This is a genomic window from Streptomyces sp. R35, assembly GCF_041053035.1.
GTDB classification, from domain to species: domain Bacteria; phylum Actinomycetota; class Actinomycetes; order Streptomycetales; family Streptomycetaceae; genus Streptomyces; species Streptomyces lutosisoli.
Window position 1 is genome coordinate 101,911 of record NZ_CP163440.1, and the last position, 16,673, is coordinate 118,583.

Sequence of the window (16,673 nt, forward strand, 5' to 3'; positions counted from 1 at the left end):
TTGGGGCGAGTGATCACGGCCCCGTAAGTTTCCGGCGAGTAGAGGCAAGCTTTGAGATGCGGCCTCATCTTTATCAGGTCGATGACGGGGCGCTGCCGGTGTCGGTCCACCCACCCGGCGCCTCGACTGGCTGTCGGCTGACGTTCAGTGTCGACCACGGCCGGTCGCCCTTGTTGGTGTCAGGCACTGATGTCAGGAGACTCATCGGGCTTGACTGCCCGCCGCAAGAATGGTCCGGGGATTCGCCGGTCGTAACGCTGGTGTCCACACTCCAATGGGGTGCCAGACGCATCGAGTACATGGGATTCCGAGACAACCCTGTTGGGATCACCGTTCTCGAAAAGCCACACGCTCACCAGTTCGGCCGCGACGGTCACCGCGAACTGGACGTTGGTGCCGTCGCTGACCGCGGAGACGGTGACGGCCTCCCCCGGCTCAAGCCAAAAGTCTTCGCCGTACGGTTCGACGAAGAGGCACAGCGGGACGCTCCCCGCATTCTCAACCGGCAGACTTTCGTGCACTGGATCACCCCACTCTGAACCCTAGCGGCCAGTCGCCCACGCTCTGGCCGGCACTTGCGAACGGCGCCCCTTCCATCTCCGTCCGCCACCGCTCAAGGTCCGGCCTCCCTGCCCCTCGATGCGAACTATGGGCGGGCTGGTCGTTGAAGTCTGCGGGCCTGGTCAGGCAGCCCTTGAAAATCCAGGGCGGTCGCTGACGCTTGGCGTGGTTGCTGTACTTCGCTGCTGTACAGCGCTCGGGCGGAACAGTGTCCTCCTGCCCGCGCCGGGCCGCCTCGGTGATATCGCGTCCATCAGGGCCTGGAAGACGCCCGCGTCGCGCCACTGGAGGAAACGGTTGTAGACGGTCTGCCAGACCCCGAACTCCGTTGGCATCTCCCGCCACTGGCTGCCCGAGCGGAACTTCCAGATCACGTCCTCGAACTGCTCCCGCAGATGCTCCGGATACGGGCCGAACCTGCCTACCGGCAGCAACGGCTCGATCAACTCCCACTCGTCGTCCGACAGTTCTGTACGCGCCATACCAGGCTTCTACCAGCTGTCCTGTGCCAGTGAACCTTGAGCGCGTGCCAGCGACGCTTGATCGTCTCCGGCCTCCTACCAGCCCATATCCTTGGCCACATCTTCCTGGGCTGCGGCGATCTCTTCCTCGGTGGACTCAATAACGTCCACCTCCTCCAAGCGCGCCAGCAGGTCTGCGAGAGCCTGCTTCTGAGCCGGATGCGTGATCGGTACGGCGTTCAGGTCGGTGCTCATCAGCCAGTCGAATAGCACGATGGCATCGGATCGCCACAGGCGGAGATCGACGGTTGGCGTGGACCCCCATGGGAAACCAATTTCCATGAGGGCATCATGCCAGGTCAGCGGCATGCCGGGCGTCGCAGCTCAATGGGTGCACGCCTGCATGCTCAACCTTCGGCGGCACGACCCCACGATCACCAACCTTCGATGGCCATGATCAAGGTTCACAGTCACAGGACACCGGCTCACGAACGATCACCGGAAGAGACATCCACACCTTGACCACGACTCAGGACAGGCCCTAGTCAAGTCCTCGGACATCCCAGCGATCTGGCTCGACGGTCACTTCCGCCAGCGCCGCTTCACCACCCGGGCGCCCCAGGCGGACACAGTGGCGAGAGCGGCGATGCTCGCACTGGACAGCCAGACGTTCGGCGTCCCGCTCAGCCTGCTGACCAGCCAGAGAAAGGCCGTGCCAATGACCCAGACACAGATCCACAACGCTGCCCCGAACCACGGCGGGTCCGGATTGGACACGACCGGCGCAGGAGGCGACGACGGGGCCTGCTCCAAACGTGCGTACTGCGCCTGGCGCCAGCGTTCGACACGGCAGCTGAGCCAGATGAACAGTCCCATGCCCAGCCCCACCAACGCGGCCTGGAACAGGAGCCCGGGATCGTCGAAGGCGGACAGGGCCCAGGCGAGCACGGCCCCGGTGACGACACCGACCAGCGTGCCCGTGCCCACCGGATGGTGGGCCATGAACACCTGAGCCCGAGGGGGAAGCTCGTTCACCCCGAAGCGTTGTTCGAACTTCAGGTAGGCCCGCTGCAACCCGTTCACCGACGGCTCGTCTCCTTTCGAGAGCAACGAAGGCGCCCACGCCGACAACTGCGAGGACAACGAACCCGACAACCAGCACCAAGCAGCAGGAGGCGACCGCCATCATGAGGTCCCCTCCCAGGCGCACGGTACTGCGCGGTCGGCAGGCCTAGCCTCGTGTCAGCAGGGCCACGGCCGCTCCGGTTCCGATCAGGCCTGCTACGGCAAGCGCCGTGGCTATCAGTCGCAGGCCACCGAAGTTTTGCGCGCGGGCCCGCTCCACAGGTCTCCCCTGGAGCCCGGACGAGATCACTTCGCGAAACCAGCTGGACCCCTTCTTCGAGGCGAGCGCCGACCCCATCGCTAGCGCGCCCCCCCCAGACCAACAGGAACAGCTGACCGCCGTGGGTGGCCTGCGCGCTGAGCTGCAACATGACGCGCATCCTGGCGGGTCGCCCTGCGCGCGTCAACCGGCGCTGCCTGCGACAATGCCGCGATGGCGACGCTGGTCGTGGGGCAGGGGGAAGGGAGCGGCGTTGATCTTTCGCGGGGTGCTCGAACTACTCGTGGGGAGCGGATTCATCGTGGTGGCCTGCGGCTACCGCGGCGTGGACGTATGGGTATGGGACTGGGCGGATCTAGTGGCTACGCGTAGGAGCCGATGGGGTGGACCCTGGAAGAGCCTCGACCACATGAGGATCTCGTTCGGGATCGTGGGGGCCGCGTCCGTGACCCTGGGGCTGGTGACCGTGACGCGCTGACCGGAGCTCCGGAAGAGCCTCACGGGGGCCGTAGTCCGGCATGAAGACGTCCGGCAGCGTCGTTTCGAGGGTGCCCGAGATCACGTAGATCCCGGACCAGACCGCGCGGTCCCGCACGATGGCCTCCAGTTTGTCGGACTGCATCAGGACTTCGTAGAGCCAGTCAGACAGGACGAATGCCTGGTCGCGCGTGAGCTTGATCAGCACTGGTTCTCCGTCGGTCACTCCCATGCGCTCCTTAGAACCCCGGTGCCGTCCAGCCACGGAAGGATCATCCCCCAGCAAGATCGCCGAAGGGCGGGCGTCAGCCGACCAGTAGCTCGTCAAGGCGCTGAACAGATCGCGGGGTGCCCATCTCGTCGGCCATTGCCACCAATCGGTCCAGATACTGGCGAGTGATGGGCAGGGCGTTCTCATAGATCCACGAGCACATGGTGTCGAAGGCCAGGGCCTCCTCGCCGTGCGAGAGCAGATGGCGGACGTCCGTGATGACAGCCTCCGAGGTGAGCGGCGAGTCCTCAAGGAGTGCCGCCACCCGGGCTCGATACGACAGGCTCACGAGCTGCCCCCAGACGAGTCCGGAACGAATCAACGACGCACACATCCTCGCCGCCCGAACGAGGGCTGTCGACTCACCTGATCAGTTACGGGACAGCCCTTAGGGCTTGCAGATCATTAACACGTCGTCTTGATCTTGTTGTGGGGCTCGCCAGTTTGGGCGAGAACCCGGGCCTGGAGGGCCGTGAGGACGACGGGTGGCGTCGTCGCGGGTGGGATGACGATGCCGTGTGCCTCGAGTAGTTTCCTGTTCTTCAGAAGGGTGCGGTGCATCGCGGTCCGGCTGCTGCCGAACAGCACGGCGAGAGGTTCGGCGGCCAGGGCGACCCGCAGATGGAGCACGGTGGCCAGGACCTGTTCGGGGAAGGCGAGCCGGGGCGGACGGCCGCGCCGGGCATCGCCGTCGAGGGCCAAAGTCCCCGTGAGGGCGTCCAGTTGTTGCCGGGACATGCCGGTCAGGGCGGGATCGGACAGCAGGGCCTGGTCCCACTGCGGGGCCGGAGCCTGCGGAGCCCGGGCCATCGGGACGGCCGGACGGGGCTGCGGGTGCAGGGCATAGTTCCAGTCGCCGTGGAAGGCGTGCCGGGTCAGCGGCAGTGCCGCCATCTCTGCGTCATCGATGCGGACTCCGGTGAGGTAGGTGTTGGTGTCGAGTGCGGCACTCACGTGCAGCCCGGTGCGGGTGGTGGTCGCGGCGATGGACTGGACGATGACTTCGTGGCTGGTCAGCGGGCGGCCGCGCCAGTTCATGGTGATGTGCGAGAAGAGCCGGTGCTCGATCTTGTTCCACTTCGATGTGCCGGGCGGCAGATGACACACGGTGATCGTCAACCCGGTTTCGGCGGCGAGCTGGGCCAGTTCGAGTTTCCAGGCTCGCATCGGCGGTGATCAGCAGCCGTGCCGCCTGCGGGTAGGCAGCCCGGCCCTGGCCGTGCCACCAGCGGCGGATCGACTCGACCGCGAACGCGGCGGTGTCGTGATCGGTGCCGACGTTGACCCAGCCGGTGTCCGCCGCCAGATCGTAGATGCCGTAGGGGACGGCCTTGCCCAGCTGCGGGTCGGCGAAGTCATGCACGTTCACCGCCACTGGCTCACCGGTCGGCCGCCACTGGCGGCCGTTGTTCTTGAACTCGCCGACGAGCTCTTTCTTCTTGGTGTCCACGCTGATGACCGGCTGGCCGGTGTCCCGGTGCTCGCGGGCCTGCTCGTTGAGATAGCGGAACTGGGCGTCGCGGTCCGGGTGCTGGCTGCCCTCGATGGTCTTGGCGTTGGCCTGCAGGCTGAAGCCTTCCTCCCGCAACAGGTCGGCGACGGTGTCGGCACTGACACGGTGCCCGGCCCGGGTCAGCTCCCGCGCAAGCGTTCGCGTGGACTTCACCGTCCACCGCAGCGGCGACATCGGGTCACCCCGCACATCCGGCTCAACCAGCGCCAACAGTGCCGGCCGCAGCCCCGGATCCAGATCCGCGACCCGTTTGCGGCCCCCGCCCGGACGACGGACCCGCCCCAGAGGCTCCTCACCCGCCTCCAGCTCGAACACACCCTTGCGGACCGTCGTCTCACTGACTGCAGCGGCCTGCGCCACGGCCCGGACACCACCGTGCCCCAGCGCCCGGGCCTCCGCAGCCATCAGCAGCCGCCGCTGCCGCTCGTCCAGATGCGGGAGCAACACCGCGAACTTCACAGCCAGTTGATCACGAGCCTCGTCCGGGATGCGCATACCACACCAACGAGCTTCAGAACGGGAAGCAACACCTTGATTCCCTGCAAGCCCTCAGCTGCAATGCCGTTGCGTTACGGGTTTGCGGGTTGGGGTCGTTGAATGGTGATTGCCCGGGTGCCGGTTCGGGTGGGTTGGGGCCAAGTGTGGTGTTCGGCCCGTTTGAGCCGGTAGTTGGACATCTTGCGTTTGACGACGCGGGGCTGGCTGCGCAGGCGTCTGACCGGCAGGAGTCGTTCCAGCAGGTCGTGCTGGAGCAGGACGAGTGTTCTGACCAGGAGGTCAGGGGGAAAAACTGCCCGGCGTGACGGTCACACTGCGTCGGGCGGAGCGCAGGGTTTCGGTGAAGGAGATCCGGTCGGGGTCCAGGCCCCGGGTCGCGGCCGTTCTCACCATCAGCTCGCGCAGGGCGTGGTGGACCAGCAGATGTGCCCAGATCTGCTGCAGGACACCGTCGGGGGTCTTGCAGCTGAGAACGACGTGGGCTCCGCGTTGATGGGTCTTGATCTCGGCGAAGACGGTCTCCACTTCCCAGCGCTCCTGGTAGAGCGCGGCCAGCTGGCGGGCGGGATAACGGCGGGCGTCGAGCAGGCTGGTCACCAGCCGGTAGCCCTCGGCCCCATGGCCGGTGCCGTCCAGCTGGTAGGCCATGACCCGCACGGTGACCGGGTCGGTGTGGGCCGGATCGGTGTGGGCGTGGATGCGGGAGAGCCAGGATCCGTCCCGCAACTGCCGGTCGACGGGCAGGATCCGGTTGGCGGGCACCCGCCACAGCAGCTGGGCGCCGGTGGCGGTGAAGGACCGCCACAACGGCACGCCGAGGAACTCGCGGTCGGCCAGGACCAGTTGGCCGGGGCCGCAGGAACGGGGCAGACGGCCCACCAAGGTCACTTCCCCGGTGCGGCAGCCGGCGAGTTCGGCGTCCCGTACGAGGTGCGTGCCGACCTCCACCAGGCAGGCCATCCGCACCTGGGGAAAGGAGCTCTTGTCGCTGCCGCGGCTGTTTCCGGGGCGTGCGAAGGCAGCCTCGTTGGCGGGGCTGTCGGCGACGTCCCAGCAGGTCCCGTCCACCGCCAGCAGCCGCAGTCCGCGCCAGAAGGCGCCCGGGGTGGCTTCTGTGCCCATCGGTTTCGCGGTCGTGGTGAACAGCACCCGCAGGGGCTCCGGGCCCAGCCGCTGTCGGGCCCGAAACAGCGACGACTTCGCCGGGACATGCCAGGTGCCCAGCAGGCCCAGGCCCCGCAGCCCCTCGACCAGATGCCGCATCACGTCCAGATACGGAGCGGGCGAGAACAGGGCTATCCCCAGCACGAAGTACACCACCAGCCGGGCCGGGAGCAGGCGCTTGCGTTGCTCCACACGACCACAGGCAGCCACCACCCGATCCACCAGACCTGGCGGATAGACCCAGGTCAACAGGCCTAAACCCGATAACTCAGAGACGCTTGCAGCCACCCGAACCACCCCCGGGACCACTGCACATCAGCGTACGCCCGCAAGCTAACGCAACGGCATTGGGTCTAAGGGGTGACGTGAAGGGATGGGTTGTCGACCCGGGCTTACGGGCCCCTGAGTCGGCGAGGCTGCCGCGAGCCTGAAGAGCGGACCCTGTCACCCCGCCCACTGAGAAAGGCGAGGTCCCCGTCGGTCGACGGGGACCTCGCCGTACGCGGGCACCACCCCGCGCTGCTACGTCGGACCGGCCGGGTACAACGTCAGCCCCACGACCGTACCGAAGCACGCCCGCGAACTCTCCCCAGCACAACGGAATCCCGGCAAGTGGGCCGATCCCAACGACGCGCGCCCCACCACATGGCGAAGGTCCTGCCCGGACACCTCCCGGAGCGGGGCCTCACCACGTGCTCAGTACTCGCCCGCCGCCTTCAACTCATCTGTCACCGCACCCACATGCTCCGGGCAGTACGCCCGCGTCCCCAGCAGCACCAGCTGGTAGGCGTCCGACTTCTCAGTGCCCCAGTCCTGCCCGATCGGGTACAGGCCCCCGTCACCGAGCATCCACTCCACACTGTGACCGACATCGAGCGCCTTGCACCACTGCGGAGGGAACGCCCCCAGGTCCTGATACGCCGGGATGCCCGTCGCGTACGACTTCAGCTGCGCATCGTCGACTGCCGACGTGAACTTCACCAGTGGATCGACAGATTGCGTGGCGCTCGCAGAGGGTTTCGCGGTGGGCTTGTCGTCGCTGTTGCTCCCACAGGCAGTGAGCACGGCGAGTAGCAGCAGGGCGGTGGCGGTGCGGCGCATGGTTCCCCCCGGAACGGTTGGCGTGGCCGGGAGCGTAGCCCCACCCGTTGACAAGTGGGGCGGGAACGGCGAAGGCCCCGCCGGTTCGGGTCCGGCCCGCTCGTGTCACATCTGCGACACGAAGCGTGCACGGCCCATCCACCCCAAGTCACACAGGCGCCAGAATGGCGAGGCTCAAAACCGTCCTTGGGGGGACCATGTACGCCAGATCCGCACTCATCACCGTCGCCATCCTCGCAACGACACTCACCGCCTGCGCCGGAGCAGACCACCAGCAAGGCAAGGCCGAACGAGCCACGGCTGGCGCGCCCAGTCCGTCCAAGTCGCCCGACTGCGGCCCCGACTCGACGCTCTCGCAGTCCGACTGGATCGATCAGTGCGCCAGCGCGACGCCGACCGACAAGCAGCCGGACACCGAACTCGCGGTCGGCGACACGTTCGCCTACAACGACGGCGCGAAGGTCACCATCACCAGCATCCGGCGCCTGACCGCGTTCGGCGAGTGGGACGACCGGCCCGACGCCAACCAGACCGGCTACCGCGTCACCTGGACCATCCTCAACGGCACGAAAAAGCCGCTCGACATGGATCAATGGTCCGAGTCGGAACAGGGCGCCACGAACGGCGGCGAGGTCACCACGTTGTCCGTGGACAAGGGATCCCGGTCGATGACAGGCCGCATCGCCCCAGGACAGACCGGCACCTTCACCAACGAGAGCGCCCTGGACAAAACCAACGGCACGACGATCGTCATCACCATGACCCGCATGGACGCCAGTGCGGATCTCCTGGCGGAAGATCCGCACTGGACCGGCGCGATCAAGTAGCCAGCAGCTGGCCCGGCCGCGGCGCCAACGTCAGCCTGTCGACTCGGATCACGCTCGAACACCGGGAAATCGGCAAGAGCTGAACTTAGGCCCATCACTTAACGCCTTGTAATCTCGATGTAGCCGGCATGATCCGCGGTGCACTGTGCGTCGGCCCGCGCGGGGAGATCGTGGTCGGCACCGGTTGGGACCTCGTGGTGTTCGACCGCGCCGAACCACCGAGCACGGTGTAGCACCCGCCGATTCGCTGTGCCGCAACGGTTGTCGGCGGCGCCGACGGGGAATCACCCGCCGGTGCCGCACCGTCGGTTCTGGGTCAGAACACCGACACGTTATACCTGGCCAGGGCCCCATCACTGGCTGGAAAAGGTGGTGCCGCCGGACCGGCAGTCACCGCTGTCCTGTTGAGCACCTCCCGGCAGTATGGCCACGCAGGGTGTTGTGCGCGACGGCTTCGCTGAGCGAAATCCGTCTCTGCCACGGAAGTTGAGCTTGTCCTACCTTCCAAGCGTGGGTCTGAGGCGGTCATTCGTAAGATCGTCGGGCCCGGGGGTTTTGGGTATGGCTGTGAGCTTGTCACCGCCCTCGCCCGCTGCAACGGGCCAGCTGACCGCCACGGTGTCCTACCCGCCGCCCCGGCACGCTGTCTCCGCTGAAGTCGCCTCTGCGCCGGGGCGATTGCCTGCTTGACTGCCCTGCGCGGTGCCTCAGGCCAGGCCGAGCCTGCTGAGGGCGGTGGTCCACTCGGTGACGATCGCCTGCTGGGCGGCGGCGAGGGTGACCTGCCCCTTGCAGACCGCGGTGTGCAGCTTCGTCTCCACCGGGTCCTTCTTGGCGTTGACCCCGGAACCCTTGCGGTGGCCGGGGTCGGCCGGCTCCACCCACAGGTTGCGGGAGTCGTTGGGGTCCCCGCCGAGCCGAAGGCTGATGAGGTGACATCCGGGGTTGCGATTGGGCGCCGCTGACGTCAGTGACGGGCGCAAGGTACCGGCGCCGAGGCCCTTCCGTGAGCACTATCCGGGGTTGTTCGCTCGCGACGGTGACGCCGATGACGATCGATGCACACCGGACGTTCCGGTTGCCTACGGTCGCGGGCATGGCAGTCAGGCAGCGCGTCACGTGTGGTGACGAGGTCACGTACGTTGTCCTTGATCGGCAGTGGCGTGTCGTGGCAGCGGCCGAGGAGTATCTGGAGCATTTGCGGCATGAGTCGTACTCGCCGCATACCGTCCGTAGCTACGCGCACGGCCTGGCGTTGTGGTGGTCGATGCTCGAGGAGCGTCATCTGGACTGGTGGAAGGTCGGTGTCCAGGACCTGGCTGGCTTCAGGCAGCGGCTCCGCAATAGCGGTAGCGACCCCTCCGTGCTCAGGCTTCGCCCGGGCAAGCCCGTGCCGGACAGCACCGTGGACGCAGCCCTGACTGCGGTGATGAGCTTCTACCGCTACCAGGCGATCGTCGCGGACGTGCCCGCGGCCCGGCAGTTCTACGTCCACGTCAAGGGCGGCACGATGGAATCACGCGGCCGGTACGCCTCGTTCCTCGGGCACCTCGGCGGAGGCCAAAACCGTCGGGTCGTCGGCCGACGCCGCGACCCGAAGTCATCTCCGCCATTCCTGACGCCCCCGCAGATCACGGTGATCAAGCAGGATGCTGCCGCTTTCCAGACTGAGGCCCAACGCTGGGTCGGGGACCTGCGCATGCGGTTGCTGTGGATGCTGCTGGAGGAGACCGGGCTCCGCCTGGCCGAGGCATTGCTGATGCAGCATGGCGACTGGCATCCGGGCACGGGCACGACAGCATGGGTGGAGGTGCAGCCGCGGGAGGACCAGCGGAGGCGGCTGCGGGTGAAGAACCAGCAGTACCGGCGCGTCTACATCAGCGATGACCTCGACGAGCTCTACGGGGAGTACCTTTTCTGGCTGGTCGACCTGGGCCAGGAACTGCGCGACGCCGACCCGGTGTTCGTCAACGTCTTCCGGGGTGAGTTCGGGCGGCCGCTGCGGCCGGAGACGGTCTACGACTGGATTGAGGGCTTCAAGCGCAGGCACCCGCTGCTGCCGGTGGGATGGACCCCGCACTGGTTCCGGCACACCCACGCCACGGCGCTGCTCCTGGCCGGCGTTCCTGAGCACGTTGTGCAGCGCCGCCTGGGACACGCCGACATTCAGACGCTGATGACGACCTACGCGCACGTCACGGAGGACGCCGCGATGCGGGCGGCCGCGGACTGGAAGACTCTGGCGGCACGCTGGGGTGCGGTCGCATGAGCCACGCTCTGCTCTATCGGCCGCGGCGCACGGCCCGGTCCGATCCACGGTTGGGCCACACCGGGATGTTCGACGCGGAGATCAATGCACGTCTGGCGGAAGAACTGCCGGCTGCCACGCGGCACTCCTACTTCAACCGGGAGACGATGCCACGGCACTGGCTGGACGCGATCTTGGAGAACCAGCCGTCCTACCGCGCCCGCGAAAAGAGTGTCGCCCTGGATCTGCGGGGCTTGCCGGCCAGCATGGTCACCGAGTTCGCCTGGTCGATCGAGCGGCAGGTCCAGCTCGGCATGCGCATCCAAGCGGAGTACACGACGAAGCTGACCCGTCAGGTCGCCCTGGTCCTGGCCGACCCCCGCTCGTCGGATCTGGTCAGTTTGACTGATCTTTCCCGGGAGGAGTGGGCCCGCCGGATCCGCAAGGCCCGCACGCTCATCGGCGAACCGATCGCGGCCAATCAGATGACGGCCATGGGCCGCGTCCTGGGCCGCACGCTTGACCTGCTCGTTCACGTCTACCACCAGGGTCCGTGGTGGGAACTGAACGTATGGAATCCGCAGTTGGACACGCGCATCCCGCTGCGCGAGCACGAGCCCAAGCGCCGCAACCTGATCTACTTCAGCCACCTGACCACGCCCTGGCTGCGCGAAGCCGCCAAGTGGTGGCTGTCGCGCCAGTTGGAGCGCGGCGTCTACACCTGGAGCACCGCCTTCACCCGCCAGGTGAACCTCTCGTGGTTCCAGCGCTACCTCGACGCCGTGGGCTGCGACGGCCCGCATCTCGTGGACGACCAGCGCCAGCTCGGGCGGTGGGTCCAGGGGTTCCGGCAGTGGCTCAATCAGCAGCGCTGCACGGGCGGAGCGAACAAGGGCGCCCTGCTGGGCGAGATTCAGCGCCGTGCGGCGATGACGGGGCTGGAGCAGCTCTACCGTTTCTTGTTCGAAGAACGCCAGGAAGCCGCCGAGGCCCTGAGTGAACCTCGCTGGCTGCGCTTGGGCCCGCAGCACACGGTGCTGTTCCGCTACGGCGACAAGCCCACCGGGCCCAAGGCTCCGCCGCCCGATGCCGTCCTGAGCGACGCCGTGATCAGCCGGATCGCCGAGCACAGCGGCCTGCTCGCTCAGCCCAAGGCCGAGGGCGGGTTCGACGACGAACAGCTGGTCCGCATCGTGGGTCTGCTGATCAAGACCGGGAGAAGGATCAGCGAGATCACCTTGCTCGACTTCGACCCGATCGTGGCCATCGCCTTCCCCGATCCGGATGGCCACGTCGCACGACTCCGCTACCAGCAGACGAAGATCATCACGGATGAGAACACCATCCTGATCGACCAGGAGACCCTGGACCTGGTTCGTGAGCAGCAGAAGTACGCGCGTGCCTTCATGGCCGACCAGAACCGAGCCGGCATCGCCCCGAAGTACCTGTTCCTGGGCGAGCGGAACAACCGCATCGGCGATCACTCCTACCCCGCGACCACAGCCCGCCCGCGCCTGACCGCGTTCGCCGCGGCCATCGACCTGCGCGACGACCAGGGCCACCTGATCAAGATCTCCAAGACCCACACTTTCCGACACACCAAGGCCACCAGCCTCCTCAACGCCGGCGTCCCCCTGCACGTGGCCATGCGCTACATGGGCCACAAGACCCCCGCGATGTTCCTGCACTACGCCCGGACCCTGTCCGCGACGGCCGAGCGGGAATTCCTGCGCTACCAGAAGGTCACTGCCGACGGCCGAGCCTACGACCGTGACCCGCGAGAGATGTTCGAAGCCCTCGCTCTGGACCAGCGCACCGACCGGATCCTTCCCAACGGGTACTGCACCCTGCCGCCCCGCCAGTCCTGCGGCAAGGGAAACGCCTGCCTGTCCTGCATAAAGTTCGTCACCGACGCCACCTTCACCGACGTACTCCAACAACAGCGCAAGCAGACCGTCGAACTCATCGACCGGCGCCAGCAGGCCCACACCCAGCGCTTCGGCCAGCCGATGACCAACGACAACATCTGGCTCCGCGGCCGCGGCGAAGAGATCGCCGCCCTGGACGGTGTCCTGCTGGCGATCGAGTGCATCCGCCACAGCGACGGCACCACCACCACCGTCCGGGGCGCCGGCGCCCCGCAAAAACGCCTTCAACAGGACTCCGACGACGACACCCCGGAGGTGCCATGAGCCGCAGCATCGAGGCCCTTGCGAAGGCCACCAAACGGCGTCACAAGCAAGCCGAGACCGCCGTCGAGAAAGCACTGCGACACGCCCGCACGTCACAGCAACCCGTGAGCGTCGCCTCCATCGCTCGGGCAGCCGGCGTGTCCACCGATTTCATCTACCGGCACCCCACCCTCCGCCCCCAAGTCGAAGACCTCCGGCGCGCACGACGCAACACCAGCTCAACCAGTACGGCTCCCGACGCCGAGTCCGAAGCTGCGGCCAGTACCCTGGTCCGCCGACTCACCCACCAACTCGCCACAGAGCGTCGCAAACACCGCGAGCAGCTTGAGCAACTGCAGGACGCCCTCGCTGCAGCGCACGGCGAACTCCTCGCCCTCCGACGCAGGCTGGGAGTTCCTGAAGCCGTTTGAAATGGCCGACAGATGAACTCGCAGCTCAGGAATACAGGGAGATATCGCCCTCACGCGTCCCTGCCGCGAACACCGCGGCGCCATCCGAACGGACCAGCACGTCAAAACTGATCCCCGGCAGAATCGCGTCGACCGCCATCCCTGTCACAGGATCCCACTCCCACACCATGTCATCGCTCGTCCCCGAGACGAACAGGCGCGAGACACCCTCCACGACTGCCGCCGTCAACGTCGGATACTCCGACTCCGACCCCAGCCGCACAGGCGCTCCGAGCAACTCGCCGGTCGCCGCATCCCATCGCCACATGAGTCTGTCGCGGTCTACGCACACAAGGACATCAGATCCCGTGGAGAGCCTCAGAGGCACGATCTGGCGAACAGCGTCGCCGGGACCAGTGATCGCTTCCCCGACCCTTACGCCAGTCGCCGCATCCCAGAGGAGGATGACGCCCGCCTCATCACCAGAGGCGATCACTGCGCGTCCCGCCTCGCTTGCGGGCACAACCGCGACAGCCATCACGCAGCTCATATGCCCAACCAGCGGCGCGCTCAACGGGTCGCCGCTGACGGCATCCCAGCGATGAACCAATTCGTGGTGGCTGGCGCCTGCGAAGAACGAGCGCCCATCGGGCAGCACGCCTGCCGCCACGTCCCAGACAGTGCTGACCCTTTCCATGTGGGGGCTCGGCAAAGACGTGCCGGTCAACACGTCCAGACGCTCGACGCCCTCCTCCGACGCAACAGCGAGAACAGCGCTGCCCCCGGCTATCTGAGCCACGGTGCACTCACCGCCCCCCGCCCAGAAGTCCACCTGCCAGACTTCCCGGCCGCTTTGCGGGTCCCAACGGGAGACCCGGTTCGCACCGTCGGAGAACGACAACAACACCAACTCGCCGTCCGACTCGGCCAGAACAGGCCAAGCCCCATAGACACGGCCAGTCCGTATCACTGACGTCAACGAACACTTCATCAACGGCTTCACGGCCCGACTCTACGGCCCACCTCACGAGCTCCTCAGCCCAGCCGACGTCAGCGGCATGCCGTCGACGCCACTACCAGCTCAAATCCCGCGCATCACCTCAGCGACGCCGGATAGGAGGTGGTCGTACTCGGCATCCCGCATGCTGCCGGTGAAGCCGTAGGAGGCGGCGTTGAGCTCCTTCTCCTTGCCCGTAATGGACGTGGAGGGCCGCACGCGGGAGGTGTAGCCGCCCTTGCGGCAGATCGTCGACGTCAGGTTCGCCTGGGTCACCGCCGGGGAGATCGCGCCCGGCGTGCATTTCGGGTCCTCGAGCGGCTCCCCGTGCTCATAGCGGTAGTGGCAGCTGCCCGCGGCGGGCTGCTGCTGCACCGTGTAGTGCTTCTGCGGGCCCGCCCCCACCGCGATCGGGCCGGACGACCCGCCAGCCGGCGCGGCCGTGCCCGATGCTCCCGCCACCGGGCTGTGGCTTTCGGACGACGTCGACGTGCCGAGCGAGGCGGACTTACAGCCCGCCAAGAGCAGGCAGACGAGCACCACAGTGGATGCGGCGCGGCGGGTGGAACGCATGATGACCCCTCACGGGCAGGCGACGGCTGAGCAGATGCTGCCCTACCGGCCCGGTACGACACCGCGCGGGGTGCCGCGCGATACTGCACACTTCTCGCCCCCGTGCGCCGTCGACTCCTCGCCGACGGTTACGAGTCCACGAGATAGGCCTTCTCCCCCATCATCAGCGGAGCATCGGCGGGCCCCTTGATGTACGGACCGCGCCAGATCACCCGATGCTCTTGGAGGCTGGGGTACCACTGCCTGACCTTGTGCATCCGCACCGGCCACCGATGGTGATACACCCGCTTCTCCTCCCCCGCCGGATCCGACGGACGGGGCGAGGGCGCAGCGAGTCGGATGACCCGCACATCGGGATCGCGCGGTACAGAGCCGTCCACGCCGCTCGGCCCCGGGCGCACGCCGGACCCGCCTGCGGCGGTGACGCCCTGGGTGATCAGCCGCCAGAAGGCGAACATGTAGCGGCCCACGAAGTCGTCGTACGGGTCGTCCACCCGGCCGCCGCCCCACTCCCCGGTCTCGGGAACCGGCTCCGTACGCCACTGGGAGGCCTGGCCGAGGGCCTTCTGGAGCTCCCGGTGGCGCTCGGACAGATCCGCCATCATCTCGGTGCTCTCCTCCGCCAGACAGGCGTCGCCCCGCATCCCGTACATGCCGTCCGGCATCAGCGGGGGCAGCGGACTGCCGGACGCGCGTGCCTGGGAGACCGCCTGCCGCCATCCGGTCGGCTGCACCGGCCCGTCACGGTCCATGAAAGTCGTCACCTGCACACCGGAGTACTGAGCGGTGGGCAGGATCTGGTGCTGGGTGACGAACTGCCAGCCGAACGCCCTGGTGTCCGACAGGGAGCCGGTGCGGTTGACGACCACGATCGGCTCGGGCAACACCAGCAGTCCGCTGGGAACGAGGACGTCCCGGTCGCGGTCCAGAGTGCTGACGTCGGCCGGCTCGAGGGTGGCGGCCGCAGCCATCACCGCGGCGTGTGCGGCTGGGGAGATGACGAGAACCTCCGCCCGCCTCAGCAGCTTCTGGATCTGCTGTATCTCCCACGAGGCCGCCTCCCCGGCTCCCCGGGGCCACGGCGGCCGGTAGCCCTGCTTGCCCAGCGTCATCGACAACGCCGCGTCCCGCTCGATGCCTTCGGGTCTTTCCGCCATGTCCGCGAGATCGCTGTGCAGCAGCACGGCGTGCAACTCGGTGATGACGTTGTCCAGGTTGGAGGCGAGCATCATCTGCACCCACGAGTTGCCGGCCAGGCACCGCTGCGTCTGCTCCCGCAGCCGCTGCGCCGCCCGTGCCGCGTTCGCCGCCGTCCACTGCCCGGCCTTGTCCCTGCTGCGCTCCCGTTTGGCCCGGCTCGCCTACCCCACCCCGCAACCTCCCCCACCCGACGGCCAGTTGCCGAAGCCGTACCCGACCGCGACGGAGGCGACACGGCGTGAATCAGCCGACACCTGGCGGTACGACCGGTTTTCAGTCCAGTACGGAGAAGTCGAGCCTCACGATGACGTCATCGAAGGTGAGGTCCGTCCGGTCGCTCACGTTTGGGTGTAGGTCGTCCCAGAACTCCCATCCGTCGAGGAGGGGATTGTTCCGGCACCTCCAGAGCATGAGCCGCTCGGGAATCTCGTCATCGTCGTCGTCGATGTAGGCCAGCTTGAAGCGGTCCAGTTCGAGGGTGAGCTTACGGACGCGTTCTTCGGTGGTCTCGGCCCGTCGAGCGGCCTCCGGCACGCCGATCTTTCCGTCGAACTCGACGACCGTGCTGAGCAGTCTGCGGGCGGCGAGGGTGACGCGGCGCAGCTCGTCGGCGAACCGGTTGGCCACTTCCACGTTCCAGGCCGCGGTTTCCTCATCCTGCTTGGGAAGGAGACGATCGAGCGTCGTGCACGGCGTCACCTGGTTGCGCCGTGTCAGGTCGACGTACCGGTCTACTACCTCCCCGCCGGGCGGGGGCTTGGCCCTCGGGCGGGAGCAGCTGTAGGTGAGGGTGTCGTGGCCGTACGGGGTCAGACGGGCCGCCCACCGCACGGGCTGGCCCTTCAGAACGGACAGC

The 16,673-nt window shown here is 67.3% G+C and carries 15 protein-coding genes and 3 pseudogenes; 4 read left to right on the top strand and 14 right to left on the bottom strand.

The window, feature by feature from the left end:
• Positions 1-179 precede the first annotated feature (179 nt).
• The 9 genes and pseudogenes from AB5J50_RS00480 to AB5J50_RS00520 form a co-directional block, all read right to left on the bottom strand.
• Positions 180-521, bottom strand: coding sequence for a hypothetical protein (locus tag AB5J50_RS00480; RefSeq protein ID WP_369253821.1), 342 nt, complete (start codon positions 519-521; stop codon positions 180-182).
• 282 nt (positions 522-803) lie between these two features.
• A pseudogene (locus AB5J50_RS00485) lies at positions 804-1,043 on the bottom strand (transposase); the annotation flags it as partial.
• Between the two features lie 75 nt (positions 1,044-1,118).
• The gene (locus AB5J50_RS00490) at positions 1,119-1,391 is read right to left on the bottom strand and encodes a hypothetical protein (RefSeq protein ID WP_369253823.1); all 273 of its coding nucleotides are present in this window, start codon (positions 1,389-1,391) and stop codon (positions 1,119-1,121) included.
• Positions 1,392-1,604: 213 nt separating this feature from the next.
• Positions 1,605-2,105 (bottom strand): hypothetical protein, encoded by a 501-nt coding sequence (locus AB5J50_RS00495; RefSeq protein ID WP_369253825.1) that lies wholly within the window; start codon positions 2,103-2,105, stop codon positions 1,605-1,607.
• A gap of 617 nt (positions 2,106-2,722) precedes the next feature.
• A complete protein-coding gene (locus AB5J50_RS00500; RefSeq protein ID WP_369253827.1) occupies positions 2,723-3,070 on the bottom strand; it encodes a hypothetical protein in 348 nt (115 codons plus the stop codon).
• 79 nt (positions 3,071-3,149) lie between these two features.
• Positions 3,150-3,437 carry a MafI family immunity protein gene (locus AB5J50_RS00505; protein ID WP_369253829.1) on the bottom strand — a complete coding sequence of 96 codons (288 nt, stop codon included), beginning with the start codon at positions 3,435-3,437 and terminating at the stop codon, positions 3,150-3,152.
• Positions 3,438-3,520: 83 nt separating this feature from the next.
• Positions 3,521-5,123, bottom strand: a pseudogene (locus AB5J50_RS00510) (ISAzo13 family transposase).
• A 282-nt stretch (positions 5,124-5,405) separates the two neighbouring features.
• Positions 5,406-6,599 carry an IS4 family transposase gene (locus tag AB5J50_RS00515; protein ID WP_369253831.1) on the bottom strand — a complete coding sequence of 398 codons (1,194 nt, stop codon included), beginning with the start codon at positions 6,597-6,599 and terminating at the stop codon, positions 5,406-5,408.
• A gap of 387 nt (positions 6,600-6,986) precedes the next feature.
• Positions 6,987-7,391: a hypothetical protein gene (locus tag AB5J50_RS00520; RefSeq protein ID WP_369253833.1), complete on the bottom strand. Its 405-nt coding sequence runs from the start codon at positions 7,389-7,391 to the stop codon at positions 6,987-6,989.
• Positions 7,392-7,588: 197 nt separating this feature from the next.
• On the opposite strand from AB5J50_RS00520, the gene AB5J50_RS00525 reads away from it, so the two are divergent.
• On the top strand, positions 7,589-8,218 hold the full coding sequence (locus AB5J50_RS00525) for a hypothetical protein (protein WP_369253835.1): 630 nt from the start codon (positions 7,589-7,591) through the stop codon (positions 8,216-8,218).
• Between the two features lie 707 nt (positions 8,219-8,925).
• On the opposite strand, the pseudogene AB5J50_RS00530 reads toward AB5J50_RS00525, so the two are convergent.
• Positions 8,926-9,153 (bottom strand): annotated as a pseudogene (locus tag AB5J50_RS00530) (hypothetical protein); the annotation flags it as partial.
• 113 nt (positions 9,154-9,266) lie between these two features.
• Between AB5J50_RS00530 and AB5J50_RS00535 the strand changes: the two are divergent.
• The 3 genes from AB5J50_RS00535 to AB5J50_RS00545 are packed head-to-tail and all read left to right on the top strand — an operon-like array spanning position 9,267 to position 13,068.
• Positions 9,267-10,487, top strand: a complete 1,221-nt coding sequence (locus tag AB5J50_RS00535; RefSeq protein ID WP_369265263.1) for a tyrosine-type recombinase/integrase — start codon at positions 9,267-9,269, stop codon at positions 10,485-10,487.
• Positions 10,484-12,658: a tyrosine-type recombinase/integrase gene (locus AB5J50_RS00540; protein ID WP_369253836.1), complete on the top strand. Its 2,175-nt coding sequence runs from the start codon at positions 10,484-10,486 to the stop codon at positions 12,656-12,658. Before AB5J50_RS00535 ends, AB5J50_RS00540 begins: the two co-directional genes overlap by 4 nt.
• Positions 12,655-13,068: a DUF6262 family protein gene (locus AB5J50_RS00545; RefSeq protein ID WP_369253838.1), complete on the top strand. Its 414-nt coding sequence runs from the start codon at positions 12,655-12,657 to the stop codon at positions 13,066-13,068. Before AB5J50_RS00540 ends, AB5J50_RS00545 begins: the two co-directional genes overlap by 4 nt.
• 25 nt (positions 13,069-13,093) lie before the next feature.
• Here the strand turns inward: AB5J50_RS00545 and AB5J50_RS00550 are convergent, their stop codons facing one another.
• The 4 genes from AB5J50_RS00550 to AB5J50_RS00565 form a co-directional block, all read right to left on the bottom strand.
• On the bottom strand, positions 13,094-14,050 hold the full coding sequence (locus AB5J50_RS00550) for a WD40 repeat domain-containing protein (protein WP_369253840.1): 957 nt from the start codon (positions 14,048-14,050) through the stop codon (positions 13,094-13,096).
• A gap of 78 nt (positions 14,051-14,128) precedes the next feature.
• Positions 14,129-14,617, bottom strand: a complete 489-nt coding sequence (locus AB5J50_RS00555; RefSeq protein ID WP_369253842.1) for a hypothetical protein — start codon at positions 14,615-14,617, stop codon at positions 14,129-14,131.
• Positions 14,618-14,745: 128 nt separating this feature from the next.
• Positions 14,746-15,846: a hypothetical protein gene (locus AB5J50_RS00560; protein ID WP_369253844.1), complete on the bottom strand. Its 1,101-nt coding sequence runs from the start codon at positions 15,844-15,846 to the stop codon at positions 14,746-14,748.
• A gap of 244 nt (positions 15,847-16,090) precedes the next feature.
• The gene (locus tag AB5J50_RS00565) at positions 16,091-16,648 is read right to left on the bottom strand and encodes a hypothetical protein (RefSeq protein WP_369253846.1); all 558 of its coding nucleotides are present in this window, start codon (positions 16,646-16,648) and stop codon (positions 16,091-16,093) included.
• Positions 16,649-16,673: the final 25 nt, after the last annotated feature.